The organism is Pedosphaera parvula Ellin514 (assembly GCF_000172555.1).
Lineage (GTDB): Bacteria > Verrucomicrobiota > Verrucomicrobiia > Limisphaerales > Pedosphaeraceae > Pedosphaera.
In genome coordinates this window covers 38,739-57,769 of record NZ_ABOX02000049.1, presented here as the reverse complement: position 1 = coordinate 57,769, position 19,031 = coordinate 38,739, and the positions used below count along the sequence as shown (strand labels likewise).

13 protein-coding genes are annotated in these 19,031 nt (G+C 52.8%); 10 read left to right on the top strand and 3 right to left on the bottom strand.

Annotation, left to right across the window (positions count from 1 at the left end):
• The coding region (locus tag CFLAV_RS25970; protein ID WP_007417856.1) for a hypothetical protein at window positions 1-2,084 on the top strand (2,084 nt) is incomplete at its 5' end.
• Window positions 2,085-2,164: 80 nt separating this feature from the next.
• Here CFLAV_RS25970 and glnD read toward each other — a convergent pair.
• On the bottom strand, window positions 2,165-4,942 hold the full coding sequence (glnD, locus tag CFLAV_RS25965; RefSeq protein WP_007417855.1) for a [protein-PII] uridylyltransferase: 2,778 nt from the start codon (window positions 4,940-4,942) through the stop codon (window positions 2,165-2,167).
• A gap of 115 nt (window positions 4,943-5,057) precedes the next feature.
• Between glnD and CFLAV_RS25960 the strand changes: the two genes are divergently transcribed.
• The 9 genes from CFLAV_RS25960 (at window position 5,058) to CFLAV_RS25920 (ending at window position 14,376) form a co-directional block, all read left to right on the top strand.
• Window positions 5,058-5,675 carry an RNA polymerase sigma factor gene (locus CFLAV_RS25960; RefSeq protein WP_007417854.1) on the top strand — a complete coding sequence of 206 codons (618 nt, stop codon included), beginning with the start codon at window positions 5,058-5,060 and terminating at the stop codon, window positions 5,673-5,675.
• Between the two features lie 46 nt (window positions 5,676-5,721).
• Complete coding sequence (locus CFLAV_RS25955) at window positions 5,722-6,225, top strand: hypothetical protein (protein WP_007417853.1); 504 nt, start codon at window positions 5,722-5,724, stop codon at window positions 6,223-6,225.
• On the top strand, window positions 6,222-7,247 hold the full coding sequence (locus CFLAV_RS25950; protein ID WP_007417852.1) for a DUF3106 domain-containing protein: 1,026 nt from the start codon (window positions 6,222-6,224) through the stop codon (window positions 7,245-7,247). Before CFLAV_RS25955 ends, CFLAV_RS25950 begins: the two co-directional genes overlap by 4 nt.
• A 91-nt stretch (window positions 7,248-7,338) precedes the next feature.
• Entirely contained in the window at window positions 7,339-8,109 is a 771-nt protein-coding gene (lgt, locus tag CFLAV_RS25945) for a prolipoprotein diacylglyceryl transferase (protein WP_007417851.1), read from the top strand.
• Between the two features lie 18 nt (window positions 8,110-8,127).
• Window positions 8,128-9,057, top strand: a complete 930-nt coding sequence (gene miaA, locus CFLAV_RS25940) for a tRNA (adenosine(37)-N6)-dimethylallyltransferase MiaA (protein WP_007417850.1) — start codon at window positions 8,128-8,130, stop codon at window positions 9,055-9,057.
• Between the two features lie 33 nt (window positions 9,058-9,090).
• Window positions 9,091-9,486, top strand: a complete 396-nt coding sequence (locus CFLAV_RS25935; protein WP_007417849.1) for a hypothetical protein — start codon at window positions 9,091-9,093, stop codon at window positions 9,484-9,486.
• A 570-nt stretch (window positions 9,487-10,056) separates the two neighbouring features.
• Window positions 10,057-10,974 carry a HEAT repeat domain-containing protein gene (locus CFLAV_RS25930; protein WP_160164662.1) on the top strand — a complete coding sequence of 306 codons (918 nt, stop codon included), beginning with the start codon at window positions 10,057-10,059 and terminating at the stop codon, window positions 10,972-10,974.
• 190 nt (window positions 10,975-11,164) lie between these two features.
• A complete protein-coding gene (gene hflX, locus CFLAV_RS25925; protein WP_150107598.1) occupies window positions 11,165-12,451 on the top strand; it encodes a GTPase HflX in 1,287 nt (428 codons plus the stop codon).
• A gap of 200 nt (window positions 12,452-12,651) precedes the next feature.
• Window positions 12,652-14,376, top strand: coding sequence for a chloride channel protein (locus tag CFLAV_RS25920; RefSeq protein ID WP_040550234.1), 1,725 nt, complete (start codon window positions 12,652-12,654; stop codon window positions 14,374-14,376).
• Window positions 14,377-14,452: 76 nt separating this feature from the next.
• Here CFLAV_RS25920 and CFLAV_RS25915 read toward each other — a convergent pair whose 3' ends face one another.
• Window positions 14,453-14,830, bottom strand: coding sequence for an APC family permease (locus CFLAV_RS25915; protein ID WP_007417845.1), 378 nt, complete (start codon window positions 14,828-14,830; stop codon window positions 14,453-14,455).
• A 15-nt stretch (window positions 14,831-14,845) separates the two neighbouring features.
• Complete coding sequence (locus tag CFLAV_RS25910; RefSeq protein ID WP_007417844.1) at window positions 14,846-19,030, bottom strand: non-ribosomal peptide synthetase; 4,185 nt, start codon at window positions 19,028-19,030, stop codon at window positions 14,846-14,848.
• Window position 19,031 lies beyond the last annotated feature (1 nt).

Here is a 19,031-nt window from a genome sequence, read left to right as displayed (position 1 = left end):
CCATTCAAGCCATCTTAAAAAAGAATGGCATGCATCGCTACGAGGCAATGACCGAACTCATCCAGTCCCTCGATTCTGCTGATATTCCTGCGGCGGCGGCTCTCGTCGAGAAGAGCGCTCCAGTCACTCTCAGAGGAGAATTGCGGCAGTTGCTCCTCGCTCGTTGGGCAGAAACGGATCTCAAGGCTGCCATGGCCTTCGCTGATGCTGTTCCAGGCACAGTTTTTCGCCGCTCAGCCATCCAAACCGTCATTGGCGTATGGGCCAAAAGCGACCCTGAGAGTGCCGCAGCATGGGTAAAACAACTGCCACCCGGCCCGCTCCGCAATGAAGCAGTTCAAAATGTCATTGGATCACTGGCTGAAAAAAATCCCCAAGCCGCCCTCGCTTTTATGCAAAACATGCCTCCGGGCTCTGGCGACCGCTTGAATCTCGCCTCTTCGATCTTCTCGGAATGGGCAGCCAACGATCCAGCTGATGCTGCCGCCCATGCCGCCCAACTCCCAGCAGGTTCCCAACGGGTTCAGGCGTATGAGACCATTGCCTCTCAATGGGCTGAAAAGGATCCCACGGCCGCCCTGGCTTGGGCCAAAGGTCTGCCGGACGGCCGTGAAAAGAGTAGTGTCCTGCGCAATATCATCGCCCAGTGGAGTGCTTCCGACCCAAAGAACGCCGTCTCCGAAGTCATGAACCTCCCGAATGGTCAAATACGAGCCGAAGCAATCACCGCGCTGGCCTCCGGATGGGCTGGCAATGATCTGCCTGCGGCGCTCGCCTGGGTCCAGCAGTTGCCAGATGCGAAGCTTCGCCAAAACACTTTGAACAATCTCGGTTCCCAGTGGGCTCAGGAAGATCCGGACGCCGCGATGACATATGCTCAAAACCTCCCGCCGGGAAATGCCAAAAACAATCTTTTGGGCACCATCGCCAGCCAACTCGCGCAGGAAGATCCCGAGAAGGCACTAAAATGGGCCGAAAGTCTTCCCACCGGCCAGGCTCGCAGTCAGGTCTTGCAAAACATCGCGGCAAATCTTTCCAATGCAGACCCGCAAACCGCAGCTTCCATTGCCCTGAAACTGCCCCCCGGCCAGTGGCAGAATCAAGCCATCAACCAGGTGGTAAGCCAGTGGGCTCAATCGGACCTGCAAGGCGCAAAGGATTGGGTTAACAGTCTGCCCGACAGCCCCGCACGTCGGGATGCCTTACGGAATATCTCGGTTCAGATGGCAGAGTCTGACCCAAAAAGCGCCGTTGAACTTGCCAACTCGCTCCCGGCCGGTCAGATGCGCAACGAGATGATTGCCCAGGTCGCCTCTTCATGGGCGCAAAATGATCTTTCCTCGGCTCTGGATTGGGTAAAGCAATTACCCGAAGGAAGCGCGAAACAGAATGCACTGAATAATATGAGTTATCAGTGGGCCCAGAACGATCCAAAAGCTGCAGCCGCTTTCGCGCAGACGTTACCACCGGGGCAGGGGCAAAACAGCCTGCTGGCCAATATAGCCAACACCTGGGCTCAAAATGATCCGAAGGCCGCCGTGGATTGGGCCAGTCAACTCCCGCAAGGACCAGCGCGCGATCAGGCTTTGGCCAGTCTTACTTCCGGCATGGCACAAAATTCGCCCCAGGATGCGGCTTCGTTTGTGGCCAGTATGGCACCGGGAGAAGCCCAGAACAATGCGGCACTCTCCGTTATTCCACAATGGGCTCAGACGGATCCCGGGGCCGCAGCCGCCTGGGTGGCGAATTTTCCTGAAGGAGATTTGCGGAACAATGCAGTTCAAAACCTGTTGGGCCCATGGGTCGAACAAGACTCGACCGCCGCCAGCAAATGGGTGGAAAACCTCCCTCCGGGCCGCAGCCGCGATTCCGCCGTCAACACGTACGTTAATCACCTGATCCAATCAGATCCCGCGTCCGCCTTCAAATGGGCAGGCAAAATCCAGGACCAGGAAATCCGCATGAACAGCTTGGAAAACGTCTTCCGCCCCTGGTTGGAAGCCGATCCCGATATCGCAACCGCTGCACTGCAAGGCTCTACGCTGTCCGATGAACGCAAAAAGGCGCTGCTCGGAAATAATTAGTTTCGTCACTGGATATCGAAATATCGAAAGAAATTTCCGAATGATTATTCTCCATTCTGGAAAATGATCCGGCCTGCCATCTAAAGTTTGTTGATGGAATCACGGATCTTGCGCTCAACAAAGCTTTGCCGTCCGGGATCCAGAATTTTGCTGCCATCCAGCTCGTTCACATAAAAGGTATCGATCGCCGCGCCCTTTTCGGTCACGATTTTTGCCGCGGAAATATTCAGTTCGAGTTCCGCCAGCGCTTCCGAGATCGCATACAACAACCCAATCCTGTCCTCCGTCTCCACTTCAATCGCCGTCCGGCTCTCCGAAGTTTCATTATCGAAATGAAGCTGGGTCGGCATCTGATCGCCTTCGTAGGATTGATACAGGGGCCGGTTCACCCTTTGTTTCGCGATCAAGGCCCGAAAGTTCACCTCGTCCCCAGTTAGAACCTTGTTCAGCAACTCTTCGAGCTTTTCCTTTTCTTCCCGGTTGGCCAGGGCGCCGGTCCTGGCATCCGTCACATAAAACGTGTCGAGCACGATGGCATCGGAACGCGTGAAAACCTGGGCGGTTAAAATGTTTAATCCTGCCGCACTGAACGAGCCGGCAATGTTGCTGAACAATCCGGCCCGGTCCCAGGTGCATATCTTGGCCACCGTATATCCCCGGTCCGGCTCGTTGTGCCAATCCACCACCGGCTGCAGGGCATTCTCATGCTCGGAAATCTGCAGGTGCATGAAGCGATGCGTGAGCGATAAATCACGCATGATTTCCGGAGACGAATGGATTTGAAAATACCGGCTCGGCAATGTTCCGAAATGGGCATGAAGCTCCTCTTCACTGATCCTCCCAGGCAAGGCGCGCACAATCTCTTCGGCCAGCAGCTCACGCTGAACCTCCTCCGCGCGGATAAATTCCGTCCCGCCTGTAAGCGAAGGCAGGGTGCGGGAATAGAGAGACCAGAGCAGTGTATCCTTAAAATCATTCCACAACTTGTCGCTGGTGGCGACCGAGTCCACAAAAGTATGCACCGTCAGCATCATCAGCGCCTCCGCATTTTGAATTTCGTTGACGAAGCTGCGGATCACGGCCGGATCGTCGAGATCCCGCCGCTGCGAGATGTTCGCCATAAGCAAATGATGCTCAATAACCAGGCGCAGATTATGGGTCGCCGAACCATCCAACCCCAATCTCCTGGCCACGCGCTCCGCCAGCTGGCTGCTGACATCCGCGTGCTTGCCATGGCCATCCGCCTTGCCCACATCATGCAGAATGAGCGCCAGGTAAAGTAAAAAAGGCCGGTCCAGCTTTTGAAACAGTTCCGCATACCGGCTGTAGGGCTCTTCCTTGGCCTCCCAAACACGATCGAGTTGTTGCAGGCACATCAACGTATGCTCATCGGCGGTATATTGATGGTAAAACTCGTGCTGCACCAGGCAGGTAAGCTTGCCGAATTCGGGAATATATTTCCCAAGCAATCCCACTTCATGCATCGCACGCAATGCGGGCGCCACATTTCCACGCTGGTTTAAAATGGTGAGAAACGTTTCCCGCACATGTTCATCGTACAAAAATGCCCGGTCCGCGAGCGCCAACTGGCTGCGAATGAGTTGTGCCAGATCCGGGTGCAATCGCAAGCCACGCTGCTGTGCATGCAGAAACACACGCATCAACCGGCGTGGCTGGTCGCGAAAAACGCGTGGGTTCGCCGCGTGAATATAGCCATCGATGAACTTGAAACCATCGACCGCTGGCTGTTCTGTTTCCTTCGCCTTGCCGCGCCCAATAAATCCTTTTAAAAACTGCAACCGTGTGGGTGGCGGTGGCAGCAAAGCCATGCGCTGTTCCAGCGTGCGATTCAGCAGGTAAATGTTCCGCGCATGCGTGTAAACTTCGCGCATGAATTTCTCCAGCCGGAGACTCGGTGAACGGTCTGTGTAACCCATGTTATGGGCAACTGCAGGCTGCAGGTTTTTGCTTAAAACATCCGCCGCCCGCCCCGCGTGATAATGCATCTCGTTCCGAACCCGCAATAAATAATCATAGGCATTATCCAATTGCTTCTGCTCAGTTTCGCTGATGAGTTCCTTGGCCACCAATTCCTTCAACGACCGGGTGCGATATTTGAAATATGTCATCCAGATGAGGTTCTGGTAATCGCGCAAACCGCCACAGCCGTTTTTCACATTCGGCTCCTGCATGGAAGGTGAGTTGCCGAATTTGTTATGCCGCGCCGCCTGGTCCTGCAACCGGGCCGCAATGTATTTGGTTTCGTAACCCTCCACGCACCTGGCCAGCACCGCCTTTTGTAACTTTTTGAAAAGCGCTTCATTTCCTGTCACCAGGCGCGCCTCAATCAGCGAGGTCTTGGATAGCATGTCATCCTGAGCGGCATTGACCGCATCATCCACCGAACGCACCGAATATCCCACCTTCAGGCCGAGATCCCAAAGGGGATACAAAATACCGTCCATGAGTTTTGAAAGGTAGGGCAATGGCTTGTTCCCAGCCACTACCTGACCCTCATGCAAAAACATGAAATCGATGTCACTAAATGGGTTCAGTTCCGCCCTCCCATATCCCCCAATCGCCACCAACGCAATGGAAGGAACCCCTTTTTGCGACTCCGGGGACAGGCTGTTCATTACCGCATCCCACATGTAGCGCAGCAGAATATCCATCAGGGTGGCACGCGCGTAGCATACTTCCCGCCCGCCACCTCCGCCACGATGGACTATCTTAAGACGGTGGGTTTCGACTTTGAGAAAAGTCTTATAGCGGGCCAATTCCTGCATCGGCAGATGACCTGCCGGTAAAACCAGCCGATTGGCACCACTGGTTTCCAATTTTTCGAGCAACGTCGGCATCCGCTAAACACTTTGGTGGGAATTGTCTTTGAACGCAAGAGCTCAGCGATTATCCAAATCGTGCACAACCTTGTCACCCAGCCGGTGTTAGGTAAACTCGATAGCTAAAGCATTAATGCCAGCGAATTCAGATCCTGATGTCGCACTGATGCTCCGCGTAAAGCGCGGAGATTCAGATGCATTTGCTGAATTGGTCGAAAAGTACAAGCAGCCGGTCATTAACGTTGTGTTCCGAATATTGCGCGATGCCACGGAAGCTGAGGATTTGGCACAAAATGTTTTCATTCAAGTATATAAGTCGGCTCATCGCTACGAAGTATCCGCCAAATTCAGCACCTGGCTTTTCACCATTGCTCGCAATCTTTGCTTGAACGAAATCCGGCGCCGATCCCGTCATCCGGCTGATTCGCTCGAAGCCAACTTCACTAATTCCGACAATGAAGACCTGCCCTCCCGTCAATTTGAAGATGTGAAGGTCTATTCGGCTCCCGACACACTGTTGCAGCACGAACTTGAGCATGAAGTCGAACAAGCTTTGAAGGAACTGCCTGAAAATCAACGTACTGCAATTCTCCTTTGCCGTCAGGAGGATATGAGTTATGAGGAAATCGCGAAAGTAATTGGCTGCTCTCTTTCGGCCACCAAATCTCTAATTCACCGGGGCCGTGAGACGCTCAAGCAAAAGCTCAAGCCCTATCTCCAAACAGGCGAGTGGCGTAAAGAACCAAATTGAAAGCAACTTTGTTTCGGCTCCGGTTTTATTTAATCAGAATGATCTTATGAACGACCCGGTTTTCCAACAACTCCTTGAGATAAGCTGGCAGCGCGCGTTGACTGAATCCGAGCAGACGCGATTGCGCGCATACCTCGAAGCTCATCCTGAAGCCGGCAAAGCATGGTTGTTGGAGAGCGGCCTTACCCGGGCTTTGGAGGAATTACCCAATGTTCCCATCTCCTCCAACTTTACCGCCCGCGTCCTGCAAGCGGTTGAACTGGAAAAGGCCACCGCGGCTCGTGCCCGGGAAAAGAATCGGCGTTTTGGCTGGCCGATTTTCAAATGGGCTCCCCAAACTGCCGCCGCCGCCTTCGTACTTGGCATCGGAGTTTTTACGTATCAGCAACATCAGACCCACACTCGTGAAACCATGGCTCAAAATGTGGCCGCCGTTTCCGAGTTCGTTTCCGCCTCCAATCCGGAGTTGATGGAAAACTTCGACGCCATCCGCAGGTTGAGCGATCCTCAGCCCAAGGCCGATGTCGAACTTATCGCTTTACTAAAATGATCTCACCGCTTCGTTGTACTCTGTGGCTGATGGCAGGATTGGGTGTTGGCTCATTGCCCGGCTCCCTCCTGCTCGCTGATTCCCAGAGTCCACCGGAAGCTGCCAAACCTGCTTCACCCGCCGTTCTGGTGCCTCAACCTCCGCCCGTCACCATAAAATCTCCGATCGATCTTTTCCGGCAGCTTCTCACCATGAGTACTCCCGAGCGGGAAAAATACCTCGCCTTGCGGCCGCTGGAAATTCGCAAACGCCTTGAAGAAAAGCTTCACGAATATCAGTCGATGAAGCCGGACGAACGTGAATTGCGTCTCCGCGCCACCCAGTTGCGCTGGTATGTGCTGCGTCTCATGCAATCTCCAGCTGTCAATCGGACGGCCCAAATCTCATTGATCCCCGACGCTGCTGACCGGCAGTTCGTGGAATACCGCATCCAACTCTGGGACGAACTCTCTCCCGCTCAGCAGAAGGACCTTTTGGAATATGAGAACGCGATACATTTCACAGGTAACGACTCACAACTGGGGACCAACTCAATCAACGGCCTGCCCCAGGCTCAGCGTGACGTATTGCTGCAGAAAGTAAAAAACTGGGAAGCCCTGCCCCAGGAGCAACGGAACATGATGTCCGCCCAGTTCCAACAATTCTTCGAACTCACGGAGAATGAAAAGCAAAAGGCTCTCCAAACCTTGCCTGAGCCGGAACGCCGGCAAATGGAAAAAACGCTCAAATCCTTCGCTCTCCTGCCGAAGGATAGACGTGAAAAATGTATCCACGCCTTCAACAAGTTTGCCAGCATGTCTAATGAGGAGCGCCAGGACTTCTTAAAAAATGCGGAGCGCTGGGAAAAGATGACCCCTTCCGAGCGGGAATCGTGGCGAAATCTGGTCAGTCGTCTTCCCGCCATGCCCCCACTGCCGCCGGGCTTGGGCACACCTCCGTTACCAGGGATACCGTCGTTGCCCCGGACTGTGCGTAAAGCAACCCCTCCTCCGCTGCCGCTGGTTTCCTCTGATTCCCGGTAAAAATGGTCATTGAATGATGCGGCGCCGGTTCAAAGTTTTAATGCTTTTACCCCCTTGTCACACCTTCCGAAGCTCATTACCTTGAGCCATAGTGCATAGCATCGCTTTCAAATTAGGCCCGCTCACGGTTCACTGGTACGGTGTTCTGGTTGCCCTGGGTTTTCTCTCCGGATTATGGACTGCCGCCCGCCGGGGCAGGCGCGACGGTATTTCCGCTGAGAATATTTATGACCTCGGTCCCTGGCTGATCCTTGGCTCCATTCTTGGTGCGCGCACCCTTTATGTCATCTCCTATTGGCGCGAGGAATTTGCCAACAAGCCCTTCACCGAAATCTTCATGATCCAGCATGGTGGCTTGGTTTTCTATGGCGGCCTGATCGGGGCGACGATTGCAAGCTTCACTTACGTACGACTCAAAAAGCTTTCGGTTTGGAAAATGGCTGATGCGGTCGCTCCCAGCATCGCGTTGGGCTATGTTTTTGGACGCATTGGTTGCCTGATGAACGGTTGCTGCTACGGACGTGAATGTCATCTACCCTGGGCAATAACCTATCCTGGTGACCATGCAACCAGAGGAATACCCGTTCATCCCACGCAGATTTATGATTCGCTCTTGAACCTCGGCCTCTATCTTGCCCTAGCCTGGCTTTATCGCCGCAAAAAGTTCGATGGCCAGATCTTCGCCCTCTATCTGATTGCTTACGCTCTGCTTCGATCCTTCGTGGAATATTTTCGGGGCGATTATCCGATTCATTACCTGGGCGGTTGGGCTACTCCCGCACAACTGGTCAGCATCGCCATCATCACTGGTGGACTCGCGCTGCTATTTTTGCTGCCACGCCCCCAAATCAAGCAGAGTTAATCTCGCATAGGCTCGAAGATGGCTAACTCTCCTGGCCCGATTCTGATTGCCGGGCCCACCGCAGTCGGCAAATCCGAACTCGCCCTCCATTTGGCTGAACGGCTTAATGGAGAAATCATCTCCGTCGATTCCATGCAGGTCTATCGCGGTCTGGACATCGGCACCGCCAAACCCTCGCCGGAAGAACGTCAACGCGTCCCCCACCATCTCATCGACGTGGTCGATTTAACGGCGCCTTTTGATGCCGCACAATTCATTCGACTGGCCCAGGCTGCCGTTACTGACATACAAGGCCGCGGCCAAATTCCCATTTTCTGTGGAGGTACAGGACTTTACTTCAAAGCTTATCTCGAAGGACTTGGCGAGGCGCCTCCTGCTGACGACGCTTTAAGAGCGGAGTTGGAGAAAACTCCGTTGCCGGAACTGCTAAAGGAATTGGCCGGCCTGGACCCGGTGACCTATGACAAAATTGACTGCCAAAACCCTCGCCGCGTGATCCGGGCCGTCGAAGTAATTCGCCTCACTGGAAAGCCATTCTCTGCCCAACGCGCCGCTTGGGCGCCTCCCACTACACCCCATTCCCAGGCGCCGCCTTTCTTTGCTTTGAGCCGGGAAAACCAGGACCTGCATTCGCGTATTAATGTGCGGGTGGATCAAATGTTCCAACGTGGCCTCGTGGCCGAGGTGAAAAACTTGATGAGCCACGGTTTGGCGGAAAACAAAAATGCCATGCAAGCCATCGGCTATCGCCAGGTGGTCGAACACCTGCGCGGCGAACATTCCCTGCCCGAAACCATTGAGCTCGTCAAAATCAGAACCCGCCAGTTCGCCAAAAGGCAAATGACATGGTTTAGGCGTCAGGCGCAGGCAAAGTGGATTTCTGTCACCACCACGAATACGGTTAAAGAGCTTGCTGCACAGCTCCAGCAAAGTCTGCCACTGTCGTGATGGCAGTCAGAGCCAGCAAAATCTGCGGCCAACATGCCCAGTCGCCCGACAGGAAACAAAGTAGGAAAGCATCTGCGGTTGCTTGTCAGACAAATACCGATACCGCAGAAATTAAAAATCAGTTACTTTGCAATTGTATCGTTCATCTACGGGCGATACATCCTACCTCTAGCCCGGCGCAAGCCGGGCTTTCTTGTCGAGAAAACCAACTCAATGATGCCCACCAGAATGGCACCCGCCATCGAAGCTCCCGCAATGATGCCCACCGAAATCGCCAGAACTGTGATGATGTCCGCCACTGTCCACGCCATGGGAATGGTGATGGGAGGAATGATCTACATTTCCATGATGTTGATGGCAATGAGAGTCAAGGCAGGTGTTCATGATGACCGGAGTCACAATCGCAGCTTCCTCCCTGGATTGTTCTGAGTTTTGACGATTCTTCTCGGACAAGGCTTTGTTGGCCTTGGCAATCTCAAAACCTATTTTGAAAATAAATCCAAGCACAATGATAACGGCTAAAATTTCCCACATATAATTCCTTTCTTCGCAGCTGTTTTCCAAGCAGACGATTCATTCATTCGGCGCGTAAGACTCCAGGAAACCACACTTGATACATCGAAAGGTCTGAACCTCATATTGAGCCTTGCTCTTATATTTTGTTCCCGTCCAAAATGAGGGCTCTGGCTCACCGGCAATCCAGCTAGCAGGAGAACCACCCCGTCATGCCCGCGATCCAGAACAAAACCTTGATGCATTTTCGAATCACACTTTGCAAATTCAGGTGTCGTTCATGTAAAACCGCTTCGTTTGAAACTGCACTGAATAAAAGGTCGTCCAGGCTCAAGCATTCTCTCATTCTAAAGAGCCGATTTGTTTGTAATACCTGATTTGTCATTTGATTGAGAAACCGATGGCTTCACACCAACCGATCATCGACTACTCCTCTGATTTAAATCTTGAATTGGGTTCATGGCATTGGAGAATCAAATCGTTGCCATGAGGAAGAGCCGTCAAATTGCTGTGTTCATAGCCGTGACTCTCGTTGTTATCACCGTTTGGGTCTGCTTTTCACGTTCTCGTGAACCTGAATTCCAAGGCCGTTCCTTAAGTGCCTGGCTGAAGCAACTGGATGATGGCGATACCGATCGCGGAATTGAATGGTCCGTATGGCGCCCCAGGCAATCATCAAGTCAGGCACAAGCTGCCCAAGCCATTCGTGAGATCGGCACCAACAGCCTCCCTTTTCTTATTAAGCGCATGACCAGGCACGAATCCCCATTGAAAACCAAAGCCCTTGATTTTCTGCGCAAGAAGCAATCCTGGATAAAAATTCCCCTGTCCACCAATCACTACCCACGCCAGGCTGCACTGGCCTTCGACGTTCTGGGTCCACTCGCGAAACCAGCCGTTCCGGCATTGTCCAGCATTCTCACGAACTCACAATTTTCCAAGGAAGCCACCATCGCTCTGGCGGCCATTGGCCCGGAGGGATGGACCGTTCTGTACGACAAACTCGCCGACACCAATGCTTCAGCCAACTCCTGGGTTAAATCTTGTATCATCTGGGGAATGGCAGGTCATCATGTCACTCAGCCCGGCACCACGGAACTGATCATGATTGAAGTAACCAACCGAAACCACTCTTCGGGAGGCATTGCCGGCTGGGCCTTGGGCGAGCTTGGCACCAACCAGGATCAAGTCATCCCCGTGCTCATTAAAGGACTGCAATCTCCTGATCTCGCAACACGCTGGGGAGCTTGCAATGGTTTAGGCAAATTCGGCACTAATGCAATCATCGCCGTCCCTGCGTTGCTCCAATCTCTGCAAGATTCCAATATCTCTGTCAAAAACCACGCGCGTGAAGCGCTTAAGTTAATTGACCCCGAAGCAGCCAGGAAGGCAGGTGTAGAATAGTTTCGGCCAGTCACGTGATCTCTACTCAACCTTTGGAAAATTGGAAAAGCAGGGACATGGTATGGCCCGCGCTGGCCACCGAGGCGGAAGTCATTGCTCATCAGAAGAAACCGTTGAAAAAACAATAGTAAATCGCCCCTTTCCTATCTGCCGAGACATGTTATGCTACACCGTAAGCACTTAAAGGAAATTGAAAGCTTTAATATCGACCGCAACAAAAAAAACCGAACGAGTGTTTCTCGTCGGTGTAGAACTTAAGTCTCGCAACGCGTGGGAAATCCGCGAATCCTTGGACGAACTTACCGAGTTGGCCGCCACCGCCGGTGCTGATGTCATTGGTGATGGCACCCAGAAAATGGAAGCACCCATGGCTGCCACATTTATTGGCAGCGGCAAGGCCCAGGAATTTGCCAGGCACTGCGTGAGCAACGAAGTGGATACTGTCATTTTCGATGACGAGTTAACTCCTGCCCAGAGTCGCAACCTGGAACAGGTGTTCAATTGTAAAATCCTGGATCGCACTTCGCTGATTCTCGATATCTTCGCCCAACGCGCCCGCACGAAGGAAGGTAAGCTGCAGATCGAGCTCGCCCAACTCCAGCATTTGCTTCCGCGCCTCACCCGCTTCTGGGGTCACTTGTCCCGCCAAAAAGGCGGTATCGGTATGCGTGGTGACGGTGAAACACAGTTGGAAACCGACCGTCGTCGCGTTCAAGACCGCATCGCACGGATCGCCCGCGAACTGGAAGTCGTCCGCCGTCAACGCTCGACCCAACGCCATGGTCGCCAGCGCAATCTTTGGCCGCTGGCCTCAATCGTCGGATATACCAATGCCGGCAAATCGACTTTGCTCAATGCCGTGACTGGCGCGGATGTGCTTGCGGAAAATAAATTGTTCGCAACCCTGGATCCCACCACCCGCCGCCTGCGTTTGCCCACGAACCAAAACGTGCTGCTAACGGACACGGTTGGTTTTATTCGCAAACTGCCCCACAACCTGGTCGAAGCCTTCAAAGCGACTTTGGAAGAAGTTGTGCAGGCTGATTTGTTGATCCATGTCGTCGATGGCAGCAGTCCCCAGGCTGAAGAGCAAATCGCCGCGGTAAACGCCGTGCTGGATGAAATCGGCGCTGCCGGAAAACCAACCATGATGGTCTTTAACAAGATCGATAAGCTGGTGAATGGTGAGCGGAACTTCATTCAATCCGTGCCCAATGCTGTGGCTATTTCCGCGAAAACCGGCGAAGGCATCCCCGAGCTGATGGCGGAATTAGGCAAGCAATTGAAGCCAATCCGCGAATTCATCGAACTCTCCGTGCCGCACGAAAATGCCGCGGTGATCGCCCGGCTGCACGCAGTTGGCCAGGTGATGGAGCGCGACTATGAAGGTGAGCAGGCTCGCTTCAAGGTTCGTATTCCACCTCACCTGCATGAAGAGTTTGCCCCATTCATCGTGCAAGCATTGCAGACGGTTTAGGCTGAATACGAAGAGAATCCGAATAGTTTCTGCTGCCGGATCATCGTTCATGGCATGGTTTTCCCGACATGAACTCTGCGCCACCGAGTCTCCATCCATCTCACCTTACGGTCATCGTAATGATTGCCTGGCCGGAGGGATGATGGGGTTTTCAAAAAATAATGATTGAAAGCGGCTCAATTTCCGTCGAGTAATGAATTGTGTCGATTTTAGCTTTACCGTCGTATGTCCAAAAGCTTCCAAAGAAAGCACGAATACCTCTTCAGACCTGCGTTTACGGTCTGGGTGCTGGCGTAGTCACCGTCGGCTTCCAGGTTGGAATGAGCCGCTTGTACGACGCCACCTTCGTTAACTTATCCCATCAATCAACCAGCATCTTTTTAATTGGAACTTTTTTGGTTCTGATGAGCACCTCTTTGATGGTGGGCTGGCTCCTGAGTTCATTCTGCCGGGAGGCTTCCGGCAGTGGCATTCCCCAGTTAAAGGTGGCCTTCTGGCGTGACTTTGGCTTTGTGCCCTGGCGTGTCGTCTGGGTGAAATTCATTGCGGGCATTCTCAGCATCGGCGGTGGCAGCAGTCTGGGGCGTGAAGGTCCCAGTGTCCAACTCGCCGGCGGCCTTGGGTCGAAACTCGGAGGAATTTTGGGCGAAGCAAAACAAAACCGCCGCGCCGCCGCCGCTTCGGGAGCTGCTGCCGGTTTGGCCGCGGCATTCAACACGCCGCTTGCTTCGGTGACGTTCGTGCTGGAGGAAATCATCCAGGACTTAAATAGCCGCATGTTGGGTGGCGTGCTCCTGGCCGCGGTGATCGGCGCGCTGGTGGTGCACGGTTTGTTGGGACCACAGCCTGCCTTTACGCTTGGCAATGTCGAATCTCCTTCCTGGCTTGTCTATGTGATTACTCCTTTCGTCGCTGCCTTCGCCGGTCTTTCGGGAATGGTTTTTCAAAAAACCACACTCGGTTTGCGCGCCAAACGAAAACATTTCCGCCATGTTCCAGCCTGGATTCTGCCCTCTTTCGGAGCCCTTATCACCTGGTGCCTGGGCATCGCCGTGTTCCTGACCACACACCGCCTCGGGGTGTTCAGTCTCGGATACGCTGATCTGTCGGATGCCTTGGGCGGCCACCTCGCCTGGCAACTCGCCGGCCTGCTGTTGATCACCAAGCTCATAGCGACCTTCAGTTGCTACGGCTTCGGTGGCTGTGGTGGCGTCTTCTCCCCTACACTGTTCTTCGGCGCCATGAGCGGCGTGTTTGTCGCGGGACTTTGCAATCTCATCGTGCCTTTGACCACCTCAGACGTTGTCGCTTTGGCGGTGGTAGGCATGAGCGCCTGCCTGGGAGCCGTGGTACGCGCTCCCGTAACGGGCATTCTCATCGTCTTTGAAATGACCCATGAATTCTCACTCGTTCCGCTCCTGATGCTGGGCTCTCTGGTCAGCCAGGCCGTCAGCTACAAACTCTCCAAGGAGAGTCTGTACGATGCCATTCTCGCGCAGGATGGCATTCACATTGACCGCATCGTTCCACCGCGCGACCTGCAAAGCTGGCAGCAACTACCCGTCTCCACCATTGCCAAATTTCAACCGGTTGTCGTCGCCGACCTCGAACCCGTGCAGCTCGAACAATTTTTGCAGGAACATCCCTATCAACGCTTCCCTGTCATTCAAAAAGGAAAGCTGGCCGGAGTACTGACGCGCCGGGAAGCCCAGGCCGCCCTCGTCGAAAAACGTTCCCCTAAATTGGAACCCGCCATCTTCTGCCTGCCCGCTCGATCCATCAAAGACCTGCAACATCTCCTCATGGAATCACACAGTGGCCTCGTCGTCATCCTCGATCAAATCGATGGCAACATCCTCGGCCTGGTTACACTCCACGACCTCCTCCGAGCCGAAGTCTCGACGGCCGAACGCAGCGGGGATTAAAAACATAAAACCTCCTGCCAAACCACGGGCCAATACCTTTAATCGAATATAACTTCTCGAAAGATTGCCGGCGGCTTCACATGCACTGAGAACGCCAAAGCGCTTCAATGGATAAGGCACTGGCTGCCAGCAATCCCGCAAAGCCGCCGAGATTCTCCTTTGCCACGGTGAATGAACCACCTCCCTGTGGATATGCGGGAATGGTTTGCAGATAAGAAACGAAGACGGCAATCAGCACAATGACAATGCACGCGGTAATCCAGCCGATGTATCCCGAAGCCAATGCTCCAAGCGGGAGGAGTATGGTCATGGCCGCTTCGGGCCCGTAGGATGACGAGCCAAGGGCATCCAATCCCAGCACGGGAATCGCTCTTGCCACCCCCACCTGCTCGCCCTGCTCCTCCTCAGTCCGAAGAGGTTTTCCGAACAGAAGCTCTTTTAAGTGTAAGCCCATGACTTACCATCATTGTCAGTCAGTCAAGGCCAGCGTCGTCGGGGCAAACGATTCGTGCGCCTCCCTCAAACACTCTTCGACCTCGCTTGCAAGGCGCCTCACATTTGGTTCTGTGAATATGCTTTCATGAGAACCGGGGATGATTTTTACATCCACCCCGCCGAAACAAAATTCATTCCAACCGTACGAATCCTCAAAGGAACAGAAGAGCGGCTGCCTGCACGTACGAAACAGGGTGACTCTCCCCGAATAAGGCTTCATGGCATGTTCTTCAATGGCTTGCAGATGAACGCGCCACAGGGCTAATTCGCTATCCGGGATCTGCGCGGTATCAACCACGGCTTCGAGATCAAATTGTCGTTCCTCCGGCTTGTTTACCTTGAAGATATTCGCCAGCTTTCGGCCAATTACCCGGGACCTTCTGCTTATAAGGTCGCGACGAACTGCAGGTTGCAACTTAAGAAAATCCTTCGCCACGTAGAAAACATTGATGAAGAATTTTTTGTAAAAACCTGGGCGCCACCAGGGCATTTTGTCGTAAGAGCTGTGGAAGGGCATGCTTTCAAACAACGCCAATAGCGCAACTCGTTCTCCTTTTTCGCGGAGCTGGCGCGCCATCTCAAATGCGACATTTCCACCAAAGCAATATCCTCCAAGAAAGTACGGCCCTTCAGATTGCAGGCCGCGAATTTCGCTCACGTATCGACTGGCCATTTCTTCAATACTCCGAACTTCAGGCATGCCTCTCATCCCCGGAGACTCAATGCCATAAACAGGCTGGTCATCAGAAAAACAGCCTCCGAGATTGGCGTAACCCCAGAGAATGCCTCCTCCTGCTCCATGGACAAGAAAGAGCGGAGGCCTGGAACCTGAGTCTCGTATTGGAACCAATAAGGAGCGAGACGTGGAAAGTTCCTTTTCACGTATGGCATTGGCTAACTGCTCGATGGTTGGAGTTTCAAAAAGTAGTCTGAGCGCAAGTCTCTTTCCAAACGTCTTTTCGATCTTTGCAAACAGGCGCACAGCCAATAAGGAATGCCCCCCCAGCTCAAAAAACTTGTCCTGCACTCCAACTGGGCGAATGCCAAGAAGCTCCTCCCATATTCTGACCAGTTGGACCTCAACCGGATCTCTCGGTGCCAGGTAATCCTTGCCGAGTTCCGGCCTGCTGCCATCAAGTTGAGGAAGAGCCCGGCGGTTCACCTTTCCAGTCGCAGTCAGCGGCAAACTCTCCATGTTAACATAGACACTGGGAAGCATGTAATCCGGCAGCTTGTCTTTCAGGAACATTCGAAGTTCTTCGCTCGTCGGTTTTCCTTTTTCCCTTGGAACCACATAGGCAACAAGCTGCTTTTCCAGGGAGGAGTTGTTATGCACCATGGCCACGCATTCCCTTATCGCATGATGCGCGAGCAAAGCGACTTCAACTTCTCCCAGCTCCACTCTGAACCCACGAATTTTGACCATCGAGTCTTTCCGTCCCAGGAATTCAATGTTTCCGTCTTGAAGATAGCGAACCACATCCCCTGTGTTGTAAAGTTTCGACTGCGATTCAACGTCGAATGGATTTCTTACAAACCTTGCTGCAGTCAGGTCAGGATTTTTCAAGTATCCCAAAGCTAAACCGTCCCCACCGGTGTAGAGGTAACCGTAAACACCTATTGGCACAGGCTGTAAATGGTCATCTAAAATAAAGCATGTGGTATTGGAAATCGGTCTTCCAATCGGAATCGATCTGGCAGCCGGCAGTTGTCGAGGAATGCCATGCCAACTGGTAAACGTCGTATTCTCCGTTGGACCATATACATCAATGACCTGACAGCCACTCAAGGCATCGAGAGCTTTCTGAACATGCCTTGTGGAAAGCACCTCCCCTCCAGACAGCAACACCCTGAGTCCCTTTAAACATTCAACCTGTTCTTCAACCATTTGGTGAAAAAGTCCCGCTGTCAGAAACAGAATCGTGATCTGCTGCTTCTGAATAAACTCTTCCAACTCAGCCAACGACGTAAATTTGGGGGGAAACACCACGAGACGTGCGCCGTTTAAAAGCGCGCCCCAAATTTCGAAGGTGGATGCATCAAATGAAACTGGAGCGAACTGAAGGAAGGTATCCGCTTCTGTCATCGAGGCATAATTCGTACATTTTACCAGACGCACAACGCCACGATGCGGAATGCAAACACCTTTTGGCCGCCCCGTGGAGCCGGAAGTAAAGCAGACATAAGCAATACTCTCAGAATCACAATCCTGCGTTGGACAATCCAGGCTTTGTCCGGTGATTGCCTTCCATTCTTCATCCAAACAAATTATCTTCGGAATACAGCCATTCTGTTCCAATCCATTTACCGCGATTGGCAACGCCTTGGCTAAGCTTGAGTCCGTTAGTATGATCCGGGACTCTGCATCTTCCAACATCCATGACAACCGCTCTTTTGGATAAGTGGGATCCAGTGAAACATATCCGGCGCCGGCTTTAAGAATCGCGACCAGGCTGACGATGAGTTCGCATGACCTCTCCAAACAAATTCCAACCAAATCATCACGTTGCACACCCGTCTTGATAAGATAATGAGCCAGTTGATTTGATTGTTCATTCAGTTCTCTGTATGACAACTTCTTATTCTCGAATACTATCGCGATGGCATCGGGGCGCGCAGCGGCTTGTTCTGCGAACAATTGAGAAATCGTTTTATCCTTCGGATACTCAGTCCCGGTGCTATTCCATTCCACCAACAATTTTTTACGTTCCGCTGCGGTTAAAATAGGCAGGTCACAAATGCGCTGATTGGGATCAGAGATAATCCCCTCCACAAGAACCTGGAAGTGCTCGAGCAACGCATCCATTGTCGCGGCATCAAAAAGACTCGTGTTGTATTCCACTGCGGGTGCAAGGCGGTCTTCTCTGTCTGCTATAAAAAGTATGATATCACACTTGGCCGTCCCTTCGTCGATCGGCAAGGGCTCTATTTTCAACCCGGGCAGCTTCAATTCTCTGGCAGGATTCGTTTCGATCAGGAACATCACCTGAAAGATTGGATTCGAAGCGAGGTTACGTTCAGGATTTAGCTCTTCCACGAGTTTTTCAAAGGAAGCCTCCTTGTGTTCCAAAGCTTCGTACATCGTATTCCGAACTTGGATCAGAAAATCCTTAAAGGTCTGCGAACCGGAAATCTCAGTTCGCAGGACAAGGGTGTTTACGAAGAGACCAATCAGTCCTTCCGTTTCGCTGCGATTACGATTGGCTACCGGAGTTCCCACTATTATATCCTCCAACCCTGTGTAACGGTGCAGCAAAACTTTAAATGCCGCCAACAACAGAATGAACAGTGTGATTCCCTCAGCTCGTGCCAGCTTGCGCACTTGTTGAGTCAGCTCCTCTGGCCATCGGGTCCTCCGAACTGAGCCTGCACGAGAATCCATATTCTGACGCGGGCGGTCTGCAGGCATTTCCAACGTCGGTAACGGACCTTTTAATTTCCCTTTCCAATATGCCAGATCCTCTTCCAATTCCTTTCCTCGAAGCGATTGTCTCTGCCAAACGGCATAGTCTCCATATTGAATGGGCAATTCAGGCAAGGGCGATTCTCCTCCTTCAATCCGGGACGAATACAACGCCGCCACTTCCTTGTAAAACAGTTCCAATGACCAGCCATCTGAGATGATGTGGTGCATCGTCAGGAGGAGCACATGATCATCGGGATTCAAACGAAGAAGTTTTATCCGCAGCAAGGGGCCCTTGGTCAGATCAAATGGAGAACTCGCTTCAGCCCTGCAAGACTGATCCAGGATTTGTTGCAGGCTGGTTTGCGCCGCTACTTCCTGATCCACGAAGCTTAACGTCAAGGGAGTTGCCGCGGCGACCAGGGCCTTGGGCTGTCCTTCAATCGAGACAAAGGTGGTTCTTAGATTCTCATGCCGGCGTATAATCTCGTTCAAGCTCCATTCCAGAGCTTCAATATTCAGATCCCCTGTCATTCGGAACGCGGCAGAAATATTGTACAAGGAGCTCCCTGCTTCTATTTGGCCGATAAACCATATGCGTTCCTGTGCGGACGAAAGCGGCGCCTGCTCTCCACAGTCGCGACGACCGATCCTGTCGCAAATCCCGCTCCTCCTTTCTTCTTCCAAAAGAAGTGCGAACAAATCTTCCTGTTCTCGCGAGAGCTCACATTTATCAGCAGCAACCTTGTTTTCCATA